We start from the raw sequence: 21,693 nt of genomic DNA, 5'->3' as shown, positions 1-21,693 counted from the left end.
TATTTCTGCCGAAGATTTATTTAGCAAGCAATTCATCCAGTTTTGGAAGACCATTGGGGAAGTTGGTTTTGATCAATTTCTGCCAGTCCAAAGCCTTATTGTCCTTATCACTGGTGCCCACTCCAGCAACATGGGACCATTGTCCGTATAAGGTGGCCGGAGAATAGTCCAAAAGCTGTTCCTCAAACCATGACGCTCCCTTTAACCAATTGACCTGATATTCATGTACCAGATAACTTGCGGCGATCAATCCCGCCTGATAGGGAATATAACCCGTTTTTTTGAGTTGTATCATGGTACTATTGATGAAATCATCAGCTGTCTGACCCGATTTCCACTGCTCAAATAACTCTTCATTAACCGTTAGTACAGGAATATCCACGGTGCCGTTATTTTTAGCGCCCAATGGCTTAAAAAATATATTGGGGTATTTCTTGAGCATAAAACGGAAATAATCCCGCCAAAGTAAACTATCTATTATTTTCTCGAATCGTTTGTCTTTTTTTCCTTCTTCCAATTTCTTAATGTTGTTGTAAAGAAGAATCGGGGACAAAGCTCCAGCAGCGATAAAAGGACCCAATATCATCGGGTCTTGCTCTGTCTCTGGATAGGTGGACAAAACTGAGTGCATAATGCTCAATGCAGTGTCTTCACCGCCTAATATATAGATGTCATCAACAGACTTGATGTCCTCATCTGAATAGCCCAGGTCCTTTAACGTGGGGATCTTCGTGTCCTCAAGGTGCGGTGGCGTCAGGAAATTTGAGGGAAATGGAATCGGTTGACGTACCGAACTCTCGCGTTCCACCTTTTTCTTGAAAACGGAAAACGCATTTGGAATATCCTTGATCGGAAAAGGCAGATCCTCTTTATGGTAAAGTGTGTGCCCGATAAAATGACGCAGGTTGATTTTGCTGTTCCAGAGCTTACGCTCTACTTTCTCTGAAATAGAAGTCTCGCGCAATGCAACTTCACGATGGTGATAGACCTCGTTGACCTGATATTTTTGAGCAATTCGTGGGATAATGTCTTCTGGCTTACCAATATAAGTCAGCAGGTCGCTGCCATGGCTTTTTAATTTTTCTTTTAAGGCCGTGACAGCTTCGATAACAAAGGCTGCCCGCAGCACACCTGTATTTAAATTGCCAAATTGATTGCGGTCGAAATAACGGGGATCAAAACAATAGACTGGAATGATAAAGGAACTCTTTTCCGAGGCTTGATAAAATACTTCATTGTCATGAAGTCTTAAATCATTTCTAAACCAGATCATTGTAGCCCTTTTGTCCATAGAGGTGAAGATAAATACTTTTTAGTGCAGCCTATTTTCAGAAGATTTACAAATATATAAGGATATTATGTTTGTGAAAATATTTAGGCGTGAATTGACACAAAAAGGACAAAGAAGCGGTTTTGGACAAATCGTCCTATATCAAAAAAATCAGCTAGGAGTTTTATTCTCTTAATTTTATGTGTAGAAAATACCCCGATCTATTAATGTTCGCCCCTTGAGCTATGAAAACAAGTTGTTACAACAGAAAAAATAAAAATAGTGTTAAACTTATTTGAGCTTTCTCTGTTCTAAAATTAGGGAATCGTGATATGAGTTAGTCAACATATTTGAAGAGAAAACCAACATGGACTTTTGCAATCTTATAGGATAGTCAAAATGAGATCCAGTCAAAAATCATGCTGCTCATTTAAATCGCAGAAAGCAGCATTATGACTACCTAAAATAGGCAAAATAAATAGTGGGAAATAGCAGCAAAAAGCTCATTTATACCCTTAAAAGCGAATGCTCATAAATAATTATAAGAATGAAGAAGGTTTTAATTAGTGGGCTAAATACCTATTTGGGACGACGGGCGTCATGCTATTTACAGACGGAGGATTTTGATGTGACGGGTTTGGTTCGCAACTTATCTATTTTTAATAAAATTGTGAAAGAGAAAGTAACGGCAACATTATTTGAGCTTGATCTGTTGCGGAAAGGGCCGGCTTACGATAATTTTCAGATTAGAGACCTCAACTTCGCGATCTATTTTACGCAGGTTCCGACGCTGGATAACGATATACAGCTTCAGCTGGAACTACTTGGCCTGCGTAATTTCGTTGAAATCTGTAAGCGGGCAGGGAATAACCGCGTGATTTATGTAGCCCGGTTGATGGATGAGCATTTTTTAGAACCTGTCCGTAATCTATTGGAGGCCTTGCGTGTACAGTATACCATTGTTGTTAAAAGCAGTGTTATCGGAAAGGAAAGTGTCCTGAACCGGATTTTTGGCAAATTGGCCAAACGGCAAACGATATTTTATTGGAACTGGGTTGCTTCCCTGAAATTTCATCCCTTGCCCCTGCTGGATGTGTACCGTTGGCTGCGGGAAATGCCTTGGGAGGAAAATTTTATATCCGAGATTATCTACCTCGGCGGGCATGAAGAGGTGACGTTTAGAAACCTATTTTATCAATTTCTAAATTATACTTCCGGGACACAGAAACGTGAGATCGGTGTGAATAAATTTTTTGCAAAATTACTGCTGAGCCGATTAAACGATATCAATAAGGAAGATATTGATGAGTTTAGAAGAGTACTCTATTATGAAAAAAATGTAGATAATTCGACCTGGCAGAAAGTTCAGCCCTTTGAATTTACGCCACTGAAGGCCTATGTTAGCATGGATACCTGATTTTTTTCTGATTTTTTTGATTTCTATTGTCAGAAAGAACCTTCAGTTGGTTTTCATGACTGTTGGTGCTCATAAGGACATGATGTTTTTTTCTGAATTGTCTATTTTTTATCGATTCATATTCGCCTAACGCTATTCCTTAGGCAGCACTATAGTGCTGTCTTTGAGGTAGACGATAGTAAGCAGGCTTTTTAGCTTACTGACCTGATGAAATAAATTAGCTTGTCAGTGTTATTCCAATAGCGATAAACAGGGATGAATAATTATTACTTCTAAAATATTCTGTTAAATTTGTGGATTAACGCGTTGATACAGATTTAATATATGGGATACAATAGTCTAGCGGCATGTGTTGCGGATCTTGAAAAACATGGTCATTTAATCCGGATTAAAGAAGAAGTCGATCCTTACCTTGAAATGGCCGCAATTCACATGCGGGTGTTTGATGTGGCAGGGCCGGCATTGTATTTTGAAAATATCAAAGGTTCAGAATTTCCCGCTGTATCCAATCTATTTGGTACATTGGACCGTTCGAAGTTTATGTTCCGTGACTCATTGGATCATCTTAAGAAGTTAGTGGACGTCAAGATGAATCCAGGCGCTGTGCTAAAAAATCCATTTCAATATGTCGGTTCATCCATGACTGCGCTAGGTGCCCTACCTTGGAAAAGAAAGGCAGGAGCTCCGATCCTTCATGGTAAAACAAGCATTAGCAAGCTTCCCCAGATCGTTAATTGGCCTATGGATGGTGGTGCTTTTGTGACCATGCCACAGGTCTATACGGAGGATGTAAATAAGCCGGGAATTATGCATGCTAATCTGGGCATGTACCGGATTCAGCTTTCGGGCAATGACTATATCCCGGATCGGGAAATAGGATTGCACTACCAACTGCACCGCGGAATCGGTATACATCAGACCAAGGCCAATGAACTTGGTATGCCACTTAAAGTAAGTATTTTTGTGGGTGGTCCGCCTGCGCATCCCCTGTCTGCGGTCATGCCGCTGCCAGAGGGACTTTCTGAAATGATCTTTGCCGGAGCTTTAGGCAATAGACGGTTCCGCTATTTTTACGACGACGAAGGTTTTTGTATTTCTGCGGATGCGGATTTTGTGATCACGGGAACTGTGTACCCTAATGAAAATAAACCGGAGGGGCCATTTGGTGACCATATTGGCTATTACAGTCTCACTCATCCGTTTCCTTTAATGAAAGTGCATAATGTATACCATAAGAAAGACCCGATCTGGTCTTTTACCGTGGTGGGCAGACCACCGCAGGAGGATACCAGTTTTGGGGCATTGATTCACGAAATAACAGGCTCGGCCATCCCACAGGAAATCTCAGGCTTGCATGCTGTCAATGCGGTGGATGCGGCTGGAGTACATCCCTTATTATTTGCTATAGGATCAGAACGCTATACACCTTATCAACGTGTGGACCGGCCGCAGGAAATTTTAACCATCGCCAATCAGATTCTTGGAAAAAACCAACTGAGCCTGGCGAAGTATCTTTTTATTTCAGCACACGAGGATGATCCTAAATTGGATATCTATGATATTCCGGCGTTTTTTGCACATATCCTGGAACGGATTGACCCTGCACGGGACCTTCATTTTCAGACAAATACGACGATAGATACCTTAGATTATTCAGGTGATGGATTAAACGCTGGGTCGAAGGTGGTGTTTGCTGCTGCCGGGACAAAGAAAAGGGAACTGGCAAGAGCATTGCCTGCAAATTTTGATCTGCCGCGACCTTTTAACCAGGCAAAGCTGGTGATGCCGGGTGTATTGGCGATTGATGGAAAAGCCTTCACCACCTATGCAGATGAGACTGAGGTGATTCGCCAGTGGTGCCATGTGGCCGAAGGATTGGCTTGGGAAGGTTTTCCCCTGCTGGTTCTATGCGACGATGCCAGTTTTACAGCCGAGACAGTGAATAACTTCGTCTGGACAACCTTTACGCGGAGTAATCCCGCCTTTGATATCCATGGAATCAAAAGCTTTACTTCCTTCAAACATTGGGGCTGTGAAGGCCCAATGATTATTGATGCCCGAACGAAACCACATCACGCTCCGGCATTGATTAAAGATCAAGCCGTTGAAAAGCGGGTGGACCAGCTGGGGGCAAAAGGCGGCTCGCTGTATGGTATTATTTAACAATTCGGTAGGAAAGACTAAATACAAAGAACTTTAATAAACAATTAGCATAAAGCATATACAAAATCTGATGAAAATAGAAGAATTATTAGCGAAGTCAAAGGGAAGCCAACTTCAGTTTCAGGAAGTCCTGGATCATATCGCAGAACAGTATACCTATACCCCAGCATCCTTTCAAAACGGAAACCTGAAAAACTCGGCAACCGAAAACCAGGGGAGCGCAAAAGTATTGTATTTTGCCAGATTAAACAATCTTTCAGAAACGGATACCTTGGGCCTGTTTGCAGAACATTATCAGAATGTACTCGACAACCCGATAGGAGATGGTCACCAGAATATCAGACAGTTTATGGCAAATGGCTGGGATAGTGTTGCCTTTGAAGGGGATGTGCTGGCCAGTAAATAAGTAGGAACTGTTACCAACGATCCTTGTTAAAAACGAACCAGTAGTTCTTCGATACAGTTTTGCACTATCAAATATAAACGGGGCAGTCCACTGGACTGCCCCGTTTATATGCATTCCGCAGCCTTATTCATGGATTTAAATCTCAGGGCTTTTAACCCTTGCTTTCGCAATCTTCGTCTTTATTGCCTCCGAAATAGACCATCCAACAGATGCCAAACTGATCCTGAAATGAGCTGTATAATTCTGCGAAAAATGTTTCGCCCAAAGGCATTTCCACTACTTTTGCGTTGACACTAAGTGCTTCGTAAAGTGCTGTGGCTTCATCGCGATCGTCGCACATCAACATGACATAGGTATTGTTGCCCTGCGCATAGGCCTGACCAAAGCCTGGAATGACATCAGCCCCCATAAGCATACTCTCGCCATTGATGGAAATGGCCGTATGGCAGATCTTGGTTTTTGCTTCATCCGAAATGGGAGGCATGTGCGGGTCCGCTGGAATATCGCCATATCGCATATAACCTGGATTTTTTGTTTTAAAAACCTTTTCGTAAAATGTGAAAGCTTCTTCACAGTTACCGTCGAAATTTAAATAAGCGTGTAATTTTGCCATGATTTCTAATTTTTGAATATATTGATTGTTTCTTTTGGCGTGCATCTTTATCTTTTTGATGATTCCAAAAGATCCACGCAATACCTTATTTTCTCAAATTTTCTTTCCTATAGCATAGCAGCCAGGTGGGCTATCTTCGGAAGTGAAGATAAAATTAAGCGGAACCTTCGATAAAAATCTTGCCCTAAGACAAGATTTGAAAATAAACTTTCGCAACAGGAAAATCTTTAATTCCCGTGTACAATCTCTTTGCGGATACGGCTCAATGAGGTGTCCGTGATACCAAGATAAGAGGCAATATGTTTTAAGGGAGCCTGCTGGATTAGAATAGGTTTTTCTTTAATCAGACGCAGGTATCGACTGGTTGCTGGTTCGGTGATCATGGCAATTGCTCTATTTTTACTGTGCACTAGTTCCTGCGCCATCCATGAACGCCCCCATTCCCTAAATTCTGGGATGCGGTGAAACAATTCCTGATGATCTTCAAATCGTATTTTCCAAAGCTTTGTATCGGTAAGTGCCTGAATATTTTCAACTGTAGGGCTGCGCTGGAAAAAAGATGCTACCTCGATCACCACATCATGATCACTGCAAAAACCGATCGTAACTTCATTGCCTTCATAGTCGTGCAAAAAAGAACGGGTAAGTCCATATTCTATTAAATAATAAGCATTGGATACTTGCCCTTTGCTTAGTATAAAATCACCTTTTTTGATTGTAATGGCTTGATGTTTCTCTTTTATGGAATTCAGTTCGTCTGCTGTGATAGCAAGGCCCTGATAAAAAGTTCCTATTAAATCCATTGTCCTTGGTTTATTTGATTACACAGTGAATTTAAAGATAAATCTTGAATTGTGTTGTTAATCTATTGTGTGATTATTGTAAACAAATGAGGGTTTTGTTGTTAATTTTATTTGTTTGATTTGTATTTTTTAATAAAAACTCAATAAAAATTAAAAATTATTATGAATTTAGTTTTTAATTGTTTTACTTTGTGTCAAGAACATAATGTAAAAACGAAAAATTTAAAATTTTCATAATATGTGTGGAATTATTGGCGCTTTTGAATTGAAGCAACCTGCAGACTCATTGAGATCCCAAGTATTGGAAATGTCAAAACGTATTCGTCACCGTGGTCCAGATTGGTCTGGCATCTTTACGGGCGAAAAAGCTTTATTGGCCCACGAGCGACTAGCTATTGTTGATCCGAAATCAGGTAGTCAACCTTTGTACAGTCCGGATGGCAAAGTTGTATTGGCTGTAAATGGCGAAATCTATAACCACCATGAATTAAGGAATAGCCTTCCTGATTATGAGTTCGCAACACAGAGTGATTCGGAGGTTGTATTAGCATTGTATTTAGCCAAGGGCCCATCGTTTGTAGATGAGTTGAACGGTATCTTCGGTTTTGCGTTATATGATTCCCGTGATGATTCATTTTTTGTTGCACGTGACCACATGGGGATTATTCCCCTGTATTACGGAAAGGATAAGCAGGGACAACTGTTTGTCGCTTCTGAATTAAAGTCTCTGGAAGGCTTCTGTGAGACGATAGAGCAATTTCCTCCAGGACATTATTTATATAGTAAGGAAGGTACCACACCACAACGCTGGTACCAACGCGATTGGGAAAGCTATGAAGCTGTGAAAGATAACGCGACTGATATTGCTGTGCTGCGTAAAGCCTTGGAAGACGCGGTGCATCGTCAATTAATGTCAGATGTACCCTATGGTGTATTGCTTTCAGGTGGGCTTGACTCTTCGGTGATTGCAGCGGTAACGAAAAAATTTGCATCCAAACGTATCGAAACCGACGATAAAGAAGATGCCTGGTATCCACAATTGCATTCTTTTGCAGTGGGATTGAAAGGTGCTCCGGATTTGATCGCGGCACAAAAGGCTGCGGATCATATCGGGACGATCCATCATGAAATCAACTTTACGATACAGGAAGGTCTGGACGCGATCCGCGACGTGATCTATCACCTCGAAACCTATGATGTCACAACTGTGCGTGCGTCAACACCAATGTACTTATTGGCACGTGTCATCAAGTCAATGGGTATTAAAATGGTGTTATCCGGTGAAGGCTCTGATGAGCTTTTCGGTGGCTATCTGTATTTCCACAAAGCACCCAATGCACAGGAGTTTCACGAAGAGACCGTGCGTAAGCTGAAAAAACTATACCTCTACGACTGCTTGCGGGCCAATAAATCACTGGCAGCCTGGGGTGTTGAAGGAAGAGTGCCTTTCTTGGATAAAGAATTTATGGATATTGCTATGCGCATCAATCCATCGGACAAGATGATCCGTGATGGGCGGATGGAGAAATGGGTGGTGCGTAAAGCATTCGAAGATTATCTTCCCGAAAGCATTGCCTGGCGCCAAAAAGAACAGTTTTCAGATGGCGTTGGCTATAGCTGGATAGATACTTTAAAGGAGCAGGCTGAAAGTAAGGTTTCAGATCAGGAATTTGCAGCCGCTGCCGAACGTTTTCCTATCAACACGCCAAAAAATAAAGAGGAGTTCTTATATCGTACAATCTTTGAATCACATTTTCCTTCTGCCGCCGCTGCACAGACCGTTCCTTCCGTGAAATCTGTTGCTTGCAGTACACCAGAAGCCCTTGCTTGGGATGCTTCTTTCCAGAACCTGAATGATCCATCTGGAAGAGCAGTAGCTTCTGTACATCAGGAGAGCTACGAAAAATCCAAAGTAGAAGCTGTGTAGATAATCAACCAACCATATACTAATGTTGTTATAGGGGTATCTTTGGATGCCCCTATTTTTTTTGAATATGTTTTTTGAATTAAAATTAGTAATTTTCGGAAAACAAATCCTGCAGAACCTACAGGAAGAAGAACGAATTAAATCACAAATGAAACTATATACTAAACAGAGAAATTTGAAGTCTTTTGGGCTGGCATGTATGTTATTGAGCAGCTCAGCAGTTTTTGCGCAAAATAAAGATGCTGTCGTCGCTGCAATTGTCCAGGAAGCCCAGGCAAACTCACAGCTTGAGAACTACGCCTTTGAACTAGTAGATATGATCGGTCCACGTTTGGTTGGGAGCCCACAGATGCAACAGGCACACGACTGGGTGGTCAGACAGTATGTCGCACTAGGAGCAGATGCACGTAATGAACCTTATGGAGAATGGCGCTCTTGGGAGCGGGGTACCTCTCAAGCGACGATGACTTACCCACGGATTAAATCACTCGAAGGAACACAGCTGGCCTTCAGTCCGATGACGAAGGAAAAAGGTGTGGAGGCAGAAGTTGTTGCAATGCCCTTGTTTAGTTCTCAGCTCGATTTCCAATCCTGGCTAAAGACAGTAAAAGGTAAAATTGTCCTAATCGGAATGAACCCGGTCTCGGGTCGCTCTGATGCGAATTGGAAAGAATCTGCCTCGGCCAAAGGTTATGAAAAATACCAAGCCTTAAAAAATGAACAGCTCAAACAATGGGAGCTCAGTATGACCTATACCGGAAGTACAAGGCGTACGCTACCATTGGCATTAGAAACCGCTGGTGCTGTAGGTGTGATCGATTCGTATTGGACAGAACTGCCGGGGCTTACACGGATTTTTGATGCGAAATCTAAGCAGATTCCTGTTTTTAATATTACGATGGAGGACTATAGTCTCCTTTACCGCATGGCTACACGGGGAGTTAAACCGCGCATACTTTTACAGGGTAAATCCAAAGAGCTGGGTACGGCGAAAACTTATAATAGCATTGCCGAAATCAAAGGGAAAGAAAAGCCAAATGAATATGTGGTCCTGTCAGCACATTTAGATTCATGGGATGGGGCTTCTGGTGCGACAGACAATGCCACGGGGGTGATTACGATGATGGAAGCGGTTCGTATCCTGCGAAAAGTCTATCCCGAAAATAAAAGAACGATCCTGGTCGGCAACTGGGGAAGTGAGGAGCAGGGTTTGAACGGCTCGTCGGCTTTTGTGGAAGATCATCCCGATATCGCAAAAAATATTCAGGTGGTATGGAACCAGGATAATGGAACAGGACGTATTGTTCGTATTGCTGGAAGTGGTTTTGAAAAGGCCTATGAATATATCGGACGTTGGTTGCAGTATTTACCCGAGGAATTTCGTAATGAGATCCAAACGAGCTTTCCGGGAATGCCGGGGACAGGCGGTAGTGACCACTCTTCTTTTGTCCAAAAAGGAATCCCGGCCTTTGGTCTTTCCTCGACCTCCTGGGATTATGGGAAATTAACCTGGCATACCAATCGGGATACCTACGATAAAATTGTCTTCGACGAAGTCAAGCAGAATGCCATTATTGTTGCGGTATTGACTTACCTCGCTTGTGAAGAGCCTGAATTGGTGTCCAGGGAGAAGATCGTATTGCCTGTGGATAAAACCGGTAAACAAATGCAATGGCCGACGAATTTGCAGTCCAAAAGGACTAGTGGCAATTAATGATGAAACAGTAGCCCGGTTTGCTATTGAACAATTTGTGCTTACTAACACAAAGGCGCCAATCGGAAAAGAAAGGCGCCTTTGTATGATGAGCTGTTAACTATTTGTTTTTTAGATGCTGATTAAAATAATCTGCAATTTTTTCATACATATGGATGCGATCCTTGCCCATCACATTATGTTCGTGGGTAGGGTATAGGAAATAATCGACCTGTTTCCCGGCCTTAATACAGGCTTCCAAAAATTCCATGCTGTTTTGCTGCACGACCACTGGATCTTGTGCGCCATGGATGATCAACAGGCGTCCTTTTAGCTGATCCGCTTTATTCAACAGGGAGGTTAATTTGTATCCCTCAGGATTTTCCTGCGGAGTGTCCATGTAACGCTCGCCATACATCACTTCATAAAACTTCCAGTCAATTACAGGCCCTCCAGCGACTGCCGCTTTAAAAATATCATTATGATGCAGCATAAATGAAGTCGTCATAAATCCACCGAAGCTCCAGCCAAAGATGCCCATGCGTTGCTGGTCGACAAAGGGTTTTGATTTTAAGAATTCAATTCCTTTAAGCTGATCTGCCATTTCATTTTGGCCAAGATTACGGTGAGTAGCCGTATAAAAATCACGACCTCGGTAATTGGTGCCGCGATTGTCCATTGTAAAGACGATATATCCCTGTTGGGCCATATAGAGATCAAAGTAACCTGCTCCACCCAGCCATTTGTTGGAAACCAATTGGGAATGAGAACCGCCATACAGATAATACATGACCGGATATTTCTTAGCGGGGTCAAAATCATTTGGATAGATGATACGGCCGGTCAGCGGATATTTACCGTCAGCCGAAGTCAGTTGGACGAATTCTATTTTTGGATTATTAATTTTTCCGCTGAATGGATTGTCCGCTTTGACCAGGACAGTTCCCTTACCTGATTTGACCTCCTTGATCTGGATCATGTTTGGAGTCTTCAGGTCGCTATATTGATCATAGATATACTTGCCATCCGTACTCAAAGAAGCTTGGTGTATACCCGATTCATTAGTTAGTTGTACTGTTTTTCCGGATTTAAGATTTACTTGAAATAATTGACGGTCCATACCATTATTGGTGACACCGATATAACTTATGTTGTTTCCATCTGCCGAGAAATCCAATAGGTTTTCCAATACAATATCCTTGAAGCCTAATTTTTTGATCAGCTTTCCTTCCGTATTGTACAGGTAAAGTTGGTTGTAGCCCTCTTTGTCGGATTGGTAAAGAAACTGATCTGGAGCGTTTGGTAAAAAGGTTAGCGGATTTTCCGGCTCTACCCAAGTTGTTGCGCTTTCCTCAAATAATGTTTTAACCAGCGCTCCGGTTTCAGCATTGTATTTATTGAACTTGAGGTCATTTTGACCGCGGTTGAGAACACCTACGTAAATGAATTTGCCTGAAGGATCCCAGGTTACGCTGGTCAGGTATTGTTCGCTATGATCTCCGGTCTGTAAGGTTACTTTTTGTCCTGTTGTACTGTTGTAGACAACCAGTGTTACCTCCTCCGATTTTTGCCCTGTCATGGGGTATTTTATCCATTTGATTTCGGCAACTTTAGGACTCCATTGGGGGAGAGGATAGTTGGCGACCATGGTTTCATTTTTGCGGTAGTAGAGCAACTTGTCATTCTGAGCATTCCACCACATACCTTTTTTTATGCCAAATTCCTGGCGGTGTGTATAATCACTACCATTGACGATACCTTTGTCGCTGTCGTTTGTTACTACTGTTACTTTGCCGTTTTTGTCCACGATGGAAATGTTATTGTCCATCAGATAGGCAATTTTAGAAAGGTCTGTGGTCAGTTCACGGTTGGCACCCCGACTATCGTTGCCGATAAAACTTTCAATACTTTTGGATTTGAGGTTATAAACAACCGTATATGTCTTGTCCTTTCCATCTACCTGAAGTAAGAGCGAATTGCCATCATGCCATTTGTAGTCGTAAGGGAACATACGTAAACTGAACGTTTCATTCGGCATAGCGGTTTTTAAAGCAGCTTCTAGTGCTGTCTTGGATAACAAGGTAGTCTCCGTCCAGTTGTTTGCAGCACTTTTGGAGAGCAGGTTTTGATAGGATTTATCGAGATAGGCGAGGCTGTTTGATTTTGGGATCCAGGAAGCAGCTGTAATCGATGTGGGCGCATAGGTGCGCGGTCCGAATACCGTTTCTTCCAAATTAAGGTTTCGTTGGGCGTGGCTGGTTAAGGCACTTGCCAACAAGAAGAATAGCGCAATTCTTTTCATTAGAATAATTTATTTTTAATGATGCTGAGCCAATCATAGGCGTTTTGTCCCTATGATGGGGGTGGCTTCTAAATTTTATAGGGCTAAATTAGAAAAATAGCCCTATAAAACCTAGTACAGAATTGTTGCTTGCCTAACTGAAATTGCTGTCAGGCCCTATAGTTTGCGGAGCCAGATATTTCTGAATTGGACCAGATCACCATGATCTTGCAGGATAATGGGGCCAGGGCCATGAGCCACTTGTTTCGGAAGTCCGATATACTCTGTCGTACCATCAATCTGTGTGTTGTTCTGGACCACGACGCCATTGTGAAGTACCGTGACCGTACCTTTGCTGATCAGCAGGCTGTCTTTGTTAAACTGGGGAGCTTTGTAAATGATATCATATACATGCCATTTGTCCGTTGCAATGACCTGGGCTAGCGGTGGACGTTGTTTATAAAGACTTCCTGCGCCACCATTTACATAGGTCGGATTGTTGTTGTTGTCCAGGACCTGGATTTCATATAGCCCCTGTAAGAAAATACCACTATTTCCCCTGCCTTGACCCTCGCCTTTGATAAGCTCAGGACTCTTCCACTCAATATGGAGTTGGAAGTCACTGAAATGCTCCGTGGTCTCGATATTTCCGCTGCCAGGTTTTACTTCAAGCGTATTATTGGCCACTGTCCAATTTGCTTTCCCCTTTTCGCTCTTCCATTTGCTGAGGTCCTTACCGTCGAAAAGAACAATGGCATCACTTGGGATTCCCTTGTTAAATGTTACTGTTGGCGGAACAGGTTTGTAATACTCTGTATCGCTGGGTTTCATATTTGTTTGGGCATAAACTGCACTAGAACTACATAAGAGTGCTATGGCTAGTGCCGCAGGTAAAGAAAAATTCATCTGTTTGGTTTTTGGTGTATTTAAACTTAGGAAAATTTACCTTTATATACAATTTATTTTTAGAATAGCATCGATTTAAATGTCTCTCTGGATCCGGATGTTTTTTTTCGTGGGAAGTTCTGGAATTCGCTGAAACCGCAGGTTTTTTGATTTGGAACAATTTGCTTAGGTTTGTGCATGGCAACCATTTTACAGACAGTCTCACTGAAAGAAGCGCGGTTTTATGCGCCAATTGGATATTACGAGGAGGAGCAGATTCTCGGAAATGAATTTTTTGTGTCTATTGATGTCTCTTTCCCCTTTCATAATACCGAAACCGAAGATTTGCGTAATACGTTAAATTATGAAGAACTGTACCAGATCACTGCCCGGGTGATGCAGCCCAAACGGAAACTACTGGAATCTGCAGCGGCGGAAATATTGGAACAGATTCGGCTAGGGGTACCGCATGCCGAAATGATCGAAGTTGTTATTCGCAAATCAAATCCTCCGTTCGGTGGAGACCTTTCCTGTTCACAGGTTGGCTTGAAATATAGTATATAGTATTCAATAATGAGATTTTTTTGGCAGCAAGGACCTGCTCTTAAATGTTAGATTTACATTACAATATGGCTGCTAAGATTAGCTGAATACAGTGTAAAGTGTGAGTTTATGGTTTACAAAAATTTATAACCATTTTTAGTATTTGAATGAATCTATGAATATTTACGATCTAGTTATAGCTGATAAGGAAAAGATAGCATTAGAAGATGTTTTTTTAGCGGAAGATAGCAGGCAGAAACTGCAACAATTGATAAAGGAACATCGCTATATCCGAGAGCTCTCACAATATGGTCTGCCTGTCAGCAACAAGATTCTCTTGCACGGTTATTCGGGTTGCGGAAAAACAACGACCGCAAAGGCGCTGGCGACGGCTCTCGACAAACCTATCTATGTGTTGAATCTAAGTAACCTGATCTCGTCCCGGATTGGGGAGACCTCACAGCATATCAAACAGGTCTTTGACAAGGCCGGACGTGAAAAAGCAGTGCTTTTTCTGGACGAATTTGACCAGATCGGAAAAGCGCGGATCAGTGAAGAAAAAGATGTAGGTGAGATGCGTCGCTTGGTGAACACGGTTATCCAACTGATCGATTATTTTCCCAACGAAGCTGTATTAATTGCGGCAACCAACCATCCCGAGATATTGGATACAGCAATTATTCGGCGATTTCAGCTTCGGCTGGCTTTTGAATTGCCCACTCATGCGCAGCTGGATGCCTATTACGCTAAATTATTTTCCCCTTTTCCTCAATATGATGCATTGGTATCACGGATCTATGATGTTTCCTATGCGGAGGCAAAAGATTATATCTATGATGCTGTTAAGTCTTTGCTGATTAATGCACTGGAAGAAAAAGAGAAACCAGAAAAAGAAAGACTGTAGTTGAAAAGTAGAGTTTCATGGTTAATGTTTTGTCAAATTAAATCCGTCTTAAAAACTGTTTGGCTGCTGCTACGTTAATGCTATATCAGGTGTGGGATGCGTAAAGCAATACAATGATAATGCAAGCTCTTTTTGTCGGCTATTTTAATGCGTTAGTGTCAAAATGGCGCTTCGTGTTAATTAAAAATGTCATTTTGTCTTTGTTTTGCGGTTGGTACGTGAATTGAATATCCCCTACAAAAGAGTTAGAAAATAAAGCTTAACAAAAAATAAAAAAATTAGGAGGACAAAAAATGGCATTAATTAAATTCCCTACAAAAAGTTTGAACACAGACGCAGTAAATCCATTTGTAAATACTGTATTTGACAATTTATTTAACGATAATTTTATTTCAGACCGTTTGGTCTCACGTGTTCCAGCAGTAAATATTTCGGAGTCCGAAAAATCATTTAAGATCGAGATGGCTGCTCCGGGATTGGATAAATCAGATTTTAAAATCAATGTGGATAAAAATCTGATTACGATTTCAGCTGAGAAAAAAGAAGAGCAAGTAAGTGAAGAAAAGCTTTATAGCAAGAAGGAGTTCAACTATAGTTCATTTTCAAGATCATTTACCTTACCCGAAACGGTTGACTACAGCAATATCGAAGCTGCCTATGAAGGCGGGATATTGGTCTTGACGGTTGGTAAGAAAGAAGACGCTATCATTGCAAAGCGTTTGATCGAGGTAAAATAAGTTTATCCGGATCATATCTGGGTATATCGATCCTAGGATTAGCAGCTCCCGACAGCTAGTCGGCTGATGCTCAGAATAAGATAGTTTTTAGGTTAGTTTATGTTTTGATCCCTCGGAATATGTTGTATTCCGAGGGATTTTTTTATCCGATCTCTTCATAACCCGCTGCGCGCGGCACTTTGGCGAGATAGGGTTCCATTTCTTCTGGTAATTTGGTCAATTTTCGCAGTTTAAGGTCCAGCCAAGCACCGTCAACGTTAACCGTACAGCATAGGGTGCCATCTTCGCGGTAAACTTGATGGATAAAAGAAAATCGACTATTGCTCTTATTGTATTTGGTCAATTCTACTTTTACCTGAACATATTCATCCAAATGCACTTCCTTGCTGTAGATCAGTTCCTCCCGAAATAAGATCGGTCCGATCTGAAACTGGGCGAACTTGTCCAAAGAAAATCCCATTTTATTCAACATATTGCTCCGGGCCTGTGCGCAGATATCCGCATAGGCAGAATGTCGCATATGCCTATTGGCATCTATTTGCGCCCAGATGACCTGCCCCTCATAAAATATATTTTCCATAATTAATATTGTGATTTGCCTCCTTTTTATGAACAATTTACATATTTTTAAATTAAGCTGTAACACTTTGTTTGTTTGCGATACTTATTACCTGAAAAGATCTTAAAAGAAAAATTTACCATTGGCCCATTCGGAAACAGAATTTCTCCAGTTGATTGACGAAAATAAAGGAATTATCGTCAAGGTGAGCCGTATGTATATGGATGATCAGGATGGTCGGCAGGATCTTTATCAGGAAATCGTATATCAGCTCTGGAAATCTTATGCAACATTTAAGCAGCAAAGTAAATTTTCAACCTGGATGTATCGGGTTGCACTGAATACCGCGATGGTATTTTTAAAGAAAGAGAAAAAACATCGGATCTACGATAGCCTGGAAGAACGACATGACTTCGCTGAAGAATCCTATAATCCGGATAGAGACGAACAGCTAAAAATATTCTATCAGGCAGTACATGAACTGAACGCTGTAGAAAAGGCATTGATCTTTTTATTTTTGGAAGGTCAGAGCCACCGTGAAATTGCGGCGCATCTGGGTATATCTGAAGTCAATGCCCGGGTTAAATTAAATCGTACGAAAGAACGGATTCAACAAATCATTAAAAAATACAATTATGAATTTTGATGAGTTAAAAAAATCGTGGCAAGAGCAGCCTACAGATGAGGATTTACAAAATCCAAATCTCAAACACTATAAGGAGGTCGGTAATATCATGGTCAAGCTGAGACGCAATATCAAGCGGGAATTTGTATCCTGGGTGGTATGCATGTTTTTCCTGATTGCTGTGCCTATGTTGCCGGTTTATAAAATCTCAGGCTATGCAGCTTTTGCGTATTACTTTTTTCTTGTACAGATTTCGCTGTCTAGCCTGCTCTATTACCGTCGATTTTATTACCTGATCAAAAGCGCCAAGCAGATCGATCTACTGGCATCCCGCGAACATCTCCTCAAGCTCTATTACGATCTTAAATACGCAGTCGAGACCTATCGTATCGTAGCTTATGTGATGATCCCCCAGGGTTTATTCCTTTATCTCGTTATGATTGGTCAAAATAGGGCAATCGCCTGGTTTGAAAAATTATATCATTTTAAACAGACGCTCCAGCAGGATCCCAATTTTATCGCATGGATGGCACTCTCGGCGATTGTTTCCATCTTAATTATTGTCTTGATCACCGAATTTATGATCCGCGCCTATTATGGAGATTATCTCAAACAGATCAAAGAAAACCTGGATCAGATGGAAGCAGAATAGTTTATTTTGAATAACCAAAAAATCTGTAGGCAAGTGAATTTTTACTTTCAATAAACCATGGAATGAAAAAGGTAAGGTTTTTGTTCCGTATCTTGTTTTCGAAAATCCTTGTCCATGATGTACAATCCGACCAAGAAGTTACAACGGAGTTCCCAGATCTTAAGCATATTGGCAAAATATGGTTTCAAAGATGCCATCGCCCGATTGCCATGGAAAGGGCCAAGAGCAAGCTTAGAACGTAATATAGATGTTGATAAGATCAGTGTATATACGCGTATCCGTATGGCTTTGGAAGAGCTCGGGCCAGCCTTTATCAAGCTGGGACAATCGGCATCCACCCGTGAAGGACTGCTCCCCAAAGATCTTGTCGAGGAACTCAAACGGCTAGAAGATAATGTTCCGCCTTTTGAAGTTGACATCCAGGATTATCTTACCGAGGAATTGGGACTTGATGTCGCAGAACAATTTCAAAGCATTGCGTCAAAACCTTTTGCCGCCGCTTCCATTGCTCAGGTCTATCGGGCGACATTAAAAGACGGTACAAATGTTGTCTTAAAAGTGCGGCGGCCAGGAATAGATGAAGTCATGCGCGTTGATCTTGCACTCATGCGGGACATCGCCAAGATACTGACCATGTACAATGACGCATTGGAAAATCTCAACCTTTCCCTGATCGTAGAATCCTTTGCCATGACCCTGCAGGAGGAAATGTCGCTGGTCATCGAGCGCCATAATATCGAACGGTTTGCTAAAAATTTTAAAGCCAACAAACTGATCAAAGTTCCCAAAGTTTATCCCGATCTCTCCTCTGACCGTGTACTCTGTATGGAGTATCTCGATGGTTTCAAAGTAACGGATGCCGTGGAAATAAAACGACGGGGAATGGATGTGGAAACCTTGGTGAAAAATGGAATCAATCTGTATCTGGAACAAGTGATTATCCACGGTTTTTTTCATGGTGACCCACATCCCGGTAATATGATGGTAATGCCCGACGGACGCATTGCCTTTCTGGATTTTGGTAACATGGGTAAACTGCTCGGAATTGACCGTAGACAGCTCGAAGAATTTATCCAATCGGCAATTTCCGAAGATGCGGTCCGACTGGCAGATGTCATTGAAGATGTCGCCGTAGTGAGCCATATCCCTGACCGAAACCAGTTTGAACGCTCATTGTATGAGATTTTTGACATGATCGACAATGTCTCCCTAGGTGATCTGAGTCTTGATCTATTGTTCAATAAACTCTGGAAAATTATCGGTGACAACCGCTTGTATTTTCCTGAATATATCTATCAGCTCATGCGGGGTATTTCGCTGATGGAAGGCATCGGACGCCAGCTTTATCCGGACCTGAATATTATGGAGAGCATCAAGCCTTTTGCCCGAAGGATTATGATGGAACGGCTTTCGCCGGAAGCGATGTTCAAGAAAGGAAAACATAAGATCGAGTCTTTCGCACGGGATGTCGAGAAACTTCCCGAGGATATGCGTGCTTTAGTAAGGTTGTTCCGAACAGGTAATTTCACTTTAAATCATCGTCTGATCAGTGCGCGCTCCTTCAATGCCATACTCCGTAAAGGGGTCAATCGCATAGTGATCGGTATTATGTTTATGTCACTCAACTTATTGGGCGGAATGGTGATTGTCGCGCGTATTGAACCCAAATGGCTGGGAATCCCTGTTTTTGCCTGGATATGCTTGGGGTCGGCATGGGTCTTTGCTGTCTATCTGTTTATCGCCATGATTCGCGCAAAGGACAATGATTAAATCAACTGCTGGAGTTCAGCGACTTTACTATACACAATGAATAATCTGATATAAGATAAAAGCATACGAATAAAGATGGAAATCAATCTAATTGGAAAAAAAGCCTTGATTGGTGCAAGTTCCGCCGGTATCGGTGCCGGAATAGCCAAAGTTTTGGCCTCCTGCGGTGCAAGCATCACCCTGGCCTCCCGTAATGAAAATAAGCTACGAGATACGCTAGCAGACCTGGATAGCTCAAGAGGGCAGGTACACCAATATATTCTGGTGGATTACAATGATCATGAAGACTATAAAGTACAAATAGACAACTATTTTGAATCCAATAGGGTGGATATTCTAGTCAACAACTCCAATGGGCCACAGGCGGGGACAATTGATCAGAAAAATCTGGCGGATTACCAGCATGCCTTTGAACTTTTATTTCAAAATCACTGTTATACGACATCCTGTGCCTTACCCTACATGTTGGCAAACGGTTATGGACGCATTATTAATGTGTCATCTTCCACCGTGAAGGAACCTGTGTCTAACCTGGTTCTATCAAATACCATCCGCACCGCACTGATCAGCTGGAGCAAATCGCTTTCAGATGATGTTGCAAAGGAAGGTGTGACTGTCAATAGTATCTTAACGGGTTTATTTGATACTGAGAGGATTCAATCCTTAACTAATATGGATGCACAGCGATTGGGTATATCCTATGAGGAAGCGCTGCAGCTACGTTTAAAGCAGGTGCCGGCAGCCCGCTTGGGTAAGCCCGAAGAATATGGCTACCTGGTGGCTTTCATTTGCTCGGCCTATGCCAACTACCTCACCGGAACCAATATTCCGCTGGATGGTGGGATGTTGAAAGGGTTTTAAGATGGAAAATACCTGCAGTCAAATTACGGCAAAGGGTTAAAGGCGAGAAAAAGAGATTGGTTTACGGCTATAGCCGTAAAAAAAATTAGCTGCCCAAAATCTTGGGTAGCTAATTTCAGTTTGTGTGATGTAAAAAGTCGTAGCTTAGTTCAGAACCAATTCTGTATTAACAATGATATCCACATCAGAAGCAACAGCTTCTACACCTGAAGGTAATTTGTCATTGTATTTGATACCAAAATCCTGGCGGTTGATTTTTGTTTTTGCTGTAAAACCAGCGCGTGTTTTTCCCCAAGGATCAGTAATAACGCCACCATTTTGAGTGACATCAAACGTTACTTTTTTAGTTACGTCACGGATGGTCAGATCGGCTACCATGATATATTTACCTTTCGCTTTCGCATTTTTTAAGCTGACAGATTTTAAAGTCATCTTTGGAAATTTGTCTGCCGCGAAGAAATCATCTGTTTTTAAGTGGTTATCACGTGCTTCGATACGGGTGTCAATGCTATTGACATCAATGGAAAAGTTTACTTTTGCATTGTTAAAACTTGTTGCAGTTGCGGTTTCCACTGTTCCCTCCACTTTGGTAAACTGACCATCGACAAAACTTATTCCAAGGTGTTTGATGTCAAATCTCGCGTTGGTATGTCCAGGGTCAGCAGACCATTTTACTTGTGCTACAGCAACATTAACCATTAATACTGCTACTGCCAGAAATTGGAAAAATCTATTCATGTTGTTTTCTATTTGTTTATTTATCAAACGTTTAATTGCTCAAAATGTTTGTTTGAACAAGCTTCTGCAAAGGTGTGATAATCTTAAATAGAAAAAATTGATGTAGGTCAAGAATTTCGATTAGGCTTTAAAATCTGTCTTTTCAATCGGCTTAGAAACTCCTGTGTTACCCCTAGATACGACGCCAGCTGCATATTGGAGATCCGGGGGTATATTTTAGGATAACGTTTAATGAAATCCAGATAACGCTCCTGGGCTGTAAATCCTATACTTGATATAATACGGTGTTGGGAAGCAATCTGTGCCCGTTGGGCCATAATTCTGGAAAGCTTCTCATAGATCGGATGGTCTTCGTAGAGTTTATCTTTAGCTGTTTTCGATAAAGTCAGTACCACCGAATCTTCTAGGGCCTGGATATTCTGCAAGGCCGGTTCCTGATAGTTGAAGCTGGCAATATCCCCCACCCACCAGTCTTCAATCGCAAATTGTAGGATATGTTCTATACCATCAGCCGTGACATAAAATGATTTAAACAGTCCACTGAGGACATAAGCTTCATAATGACAGACCTCACCCGCCCTTAAAAAGTATTCTTTCTTCTTGATTTTTCTGACCTGATATCGTGATACAATATCATTTAATTCCTCTTCACTGACATTGATCCGCTGTTTTACAAATTCCTTGAACTGTTCCATTAGGGGGTAAAATACGAAATTTTGCGCTGTTAATTTAATCACTGGACTGATTTTTTACCAATTTTATACGCATTAAAGGGACATATGTCAACTATAATCATTTCCGCTGCGGTATTTGATATTCATTCCGCAGAAGATTTTATGGAATCAT

20 protein-coding genes are annotated in these 21,693 nt (G+C 41.7%); 12 read left to right on the top strand and 8 right to left on the bottom strand.

Going from position 1 to position 21,693, the window contains the following annotated elements:
* Positions 1-16: 16 nt before the first annotated feature.
* Positions 17-1,291, bottom strand: a complete 1,275-nt coding sequence (locus BWD42_RS16970; protein ID WP_077437586.1) for a deoxyribodipyrimidine photo-lyase — start codon at positions 1,289-1,291, stop codon at positions 17-19.
* Between the two features lie 526 nt (positions 1,292-1,817).
* Here BWD42_RS16970 and BWD42_RS16965 point away from each other — a divergent pair.
* The 3 genes from BWD42_RS16965 (at position 1,818) to BWD42_RS16955 (ending at position 5,256) form a co-directional block, all read left to right on the top strand.
* The gene (locus tag BWD42_RS16965; RefSeq protein ID WP_077437585.1) at positions 1,818-2,687 is read left to right on the top strand and encodes an NAD(P)-dependent oxidoreductase; all 870 of its coding nucleotides are present in this window, start codon (positions 1,818-1,820) and stop codon (positions 2,685-2,687) included.
* 324 nt (positions 2,688-3,011) lie between these two features.
* Complete coding sequence (locus tag BWD42_RS16960) at positions 3,012-4,850, top strand: UbiD family decarboxylase (RefSeq protein WP_077437584.1); 1,839 nt, start codon at positions 3,012-3,014, stop codon at positions 4,848-4,850.
* A gap of 70 nt (positions 4,851-4,920) precedes the next feature.
* Positions 4,921-5,256: a HopJ type III effector protein gene (locus BWD42_RS16955; protein WP_077437583.1), complete on the top strand. Its 336-nt coding sequence runs from the start codon at positions 4,921-4,923 to the stop codon at positions 5,254-5,256.
* 151 nt (positions 5,257-5,407) lie between these two features.
* Here BWD42_RS16955 and BWD42_RS16950 read toward each other — a convergent pair whose 3' ends face one another.
* Positions 5,408-5,869 carry a VOC family protein gene (locus tag BWD42_RS16950; protein WP_077437760.1) on the bottom strand — a complete coding sequence of 154 codons (462 nt, stop codon included), beginning with the start codon at positions 5,867-5,869 and terminating at the stop codon, positions 5,408-5,410.
* A gap of 227 nt (positions 5,870-6,096) precedes the next feature.
* Complete coding sequence (locus BWD42_RS16945; RefSeq protein WP_077437582.1) at positions 6,097-6,672, bottom strand: Crp/Fnr family transcriptional regulator; 576 nt, start codon at positions 6,670-6,672, stop codon at positions 6,097-6,099.
* 238 nt (positions 6,673-6,910) lie between these two features.
* On the opposite strand from BWD42_RS16945, the gene asnB reads away from it, so the two are divergent.
* Positions 6,911-8,599 (top strand): asparagine synthase B, encoded by a 1,689-nt coding sequence (gene asnB / locus BWD42_RS16940; RefSeq protein WP_077437581.1) that lies wholly within the window; start codon positions 6,911-6,913, stop codon positions 8,597-8,599.
* A gap of 148 nt (positions 8,600-8,747) precedes the next feature.
* Positions 8,748-10,313 carry a M20/M25/M40 family metallo-hydrolase gene (locus BWD42_RS16935; protein ID WP_077437759.1) on the top strand — a complete coding sequence of 522 codons (1,566 nt, stop codon included), beginning with the start codon at positions 8,748-8,750 and terminating at the stop codon, positions 10,311-10,313.
* Between the two features lie 100 nt (positions 10,314-10,413).
* On the opposite strand, the gene BWD42_RS16930 is transcribed toward BWD42_RS16935, so the two are convergent.
* Together BWD42_RS16930 and BWD42_RS16925 are read right to left on the bottom strand one after the other, a co-directional pair.
* Positions 10,414-12,594, bottom strand: coding sequence for a S9 family peptidase (locus BWD42_RS16930; RefSeq protein ID WP_077437580.1), 2,181 nt, complete (start codon positions 12,592-12,594; stop codon positions 10,414-10,416).
* Between the two features lie 156 nt (positions 12,595-12,750).
* A complete protein-coding gene (locus BWD42_RS16925) occupies positions 12,751-13,479 on the bottom strand; it encodes a DUF1080 domain-containing protein (protein ID WP_077437579.1) in 729 nt (242 codons plus the stop codon).
* Between the two features lie 177 nt (positions 13,480-13,656).
* Between BWD42_RS16925 and BWD42_RS16920 the strand changes: the two genes are divergently transcribed.
* The 3 genes from BWD42_RS16920 to BWD42_RS16910 all read left to right on the top strand — a co-directional run bounded on the left by BWD42_RS16920 (position 13,657) and on the right by BWD42_RS16910 (position 15,642).
* The gene (locus tag BWD42_RS16920; protein WP_077437578.1) at positions 13,657-14,022 is read left to right on the top strand and encodes a dihydroneopterin aldolase; all 366 of its coding nucleotides are present in this window, start codon (positions 13,657-13,659) and stop codon (positions 14,020-14,022) included.
* Positions 14,023-14,176: 154 nt separating this feature from the next.
* Complete coding sequence (locus BWD42_RS16915) at positions 14,177-14,905, top strand: AAA family ATPase (protein ID WP_077437577.1); 729 nt, start codon at positions 14,177-14,179, stop codon at positions 14,903-14,905.
* Between the two features lie 293 nt (positions 14,906-15,198).
* Positions 15,199-15,642 carry an Hsp20/alpha crystallin family protein gene (locus tag BWD42_RS16910; RefSeq protein ID WP_077437576.1) on the top strand — a complete coding sequence of 148 codons (444 nt, stop codon included), beginning with the start codon at positions 15,199-15,201 and terminating at the stop codon, positions 15,640-15,642.
* A gap of 142 nt (positions 15,643-15,784) precedes the next feature.
* On the opposite strand, the gene BWD42_RS16905 is transcribed toward BWD42_RS16910, so the two are convergent.
* Positions 15,785-16,222 carry an acyl-CoA thioesterase gene (locus tag BWD42_RS16905; RefSeq protein WP_077437575.1) on the bottom strand — a complete coding sequence of 146 codons (438 nt, stop codon included), beginning with the start codon at positions 16,220-16,222 and terminating at the stop codon, positions 15,785-15,787.
* A gap of 121 nt (positions 16,223-16,343) precedes the next feature.
* Between BWD42_RS16905 and BWD42_RS16900 the strand changes: the two genes are divergently transcribed.
* The 4 genes from BWD42_RS16900 (at position 16,344) to BWD42_RS16885 (ending at position 20,109) form a co-directional block, all read left to right on the top strand.
* Complete coding sequence (locus tag BWD42_RS16900) at positions 16,344-16,847, top strand: RNA polymerase sigma factor (protein WP_077437574.1); 504 nt, start codon at positions 16,344-16,346, stop codon at positions 16,845-16,847.
* A complete protein-coding gene (locus tag BWD42_RS16895) occupies positions 16,837-17,478 on the top strand; it encodes a hypothetical protein (protein ID WP_077437573.1) in 642 nt (213 codons plus the stop codon). Before BWD42_RS16900 ends, BWD42_RS16895 begins: the two co-directional genes overlap by 11 nt.
* Before the next feature lie 114 nt (positions 17,479-17,592).
* Positions 17,593-19,248 (top strand): ABC1 kinase family protein, encoded by a 1,656-nt coding sequence (locus tag BWD42_RS16890; RefSeq protein WP_077437572.1) that lies wholly within the window; start codon positions 17,593-17,595, stop codon positions 19,246-19,248.
* A gap of 75 nt (positions 19,249-19,323) precedes the next feature.
* The gene (locus BWD42_RS16885; protein WP_077437571.1) at positions 19,324-20,109 is read left to right on the top strand and encodes an SDR family oxidoreductase; all 786 of its coding nucleotides are present in this window, start codon (positions 19,324-19,326) and stop codon (positions 20,107-20,109) included.
* Between the two features lie 144 nt (positions 20,110-20,253).
* Here the strand turns inward: BWD42_RS16885 and BWD42_RS16880 are convergent, their stop codons facing one another.
* Both BWD42_RS16880 and BWD42_RS16875 read right to left on the bottom strand, forming a co-directional pair.
* Positions 20,254-20,847 carry a YceI family protein gene (locus BWD42_RS16880; RefSeq protein ID WP_077437570.1) on the bottom strand — a complete coding sequence of 198 codons (594 nt, stop codon included), beginning with the start codon at positions 20,845-20,847 and terminating at the stop codon, positions 20,254-20,256.
* 107 nt (positions 20,848-20,954) lie between these two features.
* Positions 20,955-21,584 (bottom strand): Crp/Fnr family transcriptional regulator, encoded by a 630-nt coding sequence (locus BWD42_RS16875; RefSeq protein ID WP_139351194.1) that lies wholly within the window; start codon positions 21,582-21,584, stop codon positions 20,955-20,957.
* Between the last annotated feature and the right edge of the window lie 109 nt (positions 21,585-21,693).

The sequence above is a fragment of the Sphingobacterium sp. CZ-UAM genome (genome assembly GCF_002000245.1).
Lineage (GTDB): Bacteria > Bacteroidota > Bacteroidia > Sphingobacteriales > Sphingobacteriaceae > Sphingobacterium.
This window is presented reverse-complemented; position numbering and strand designations above follow the sequence as displayed.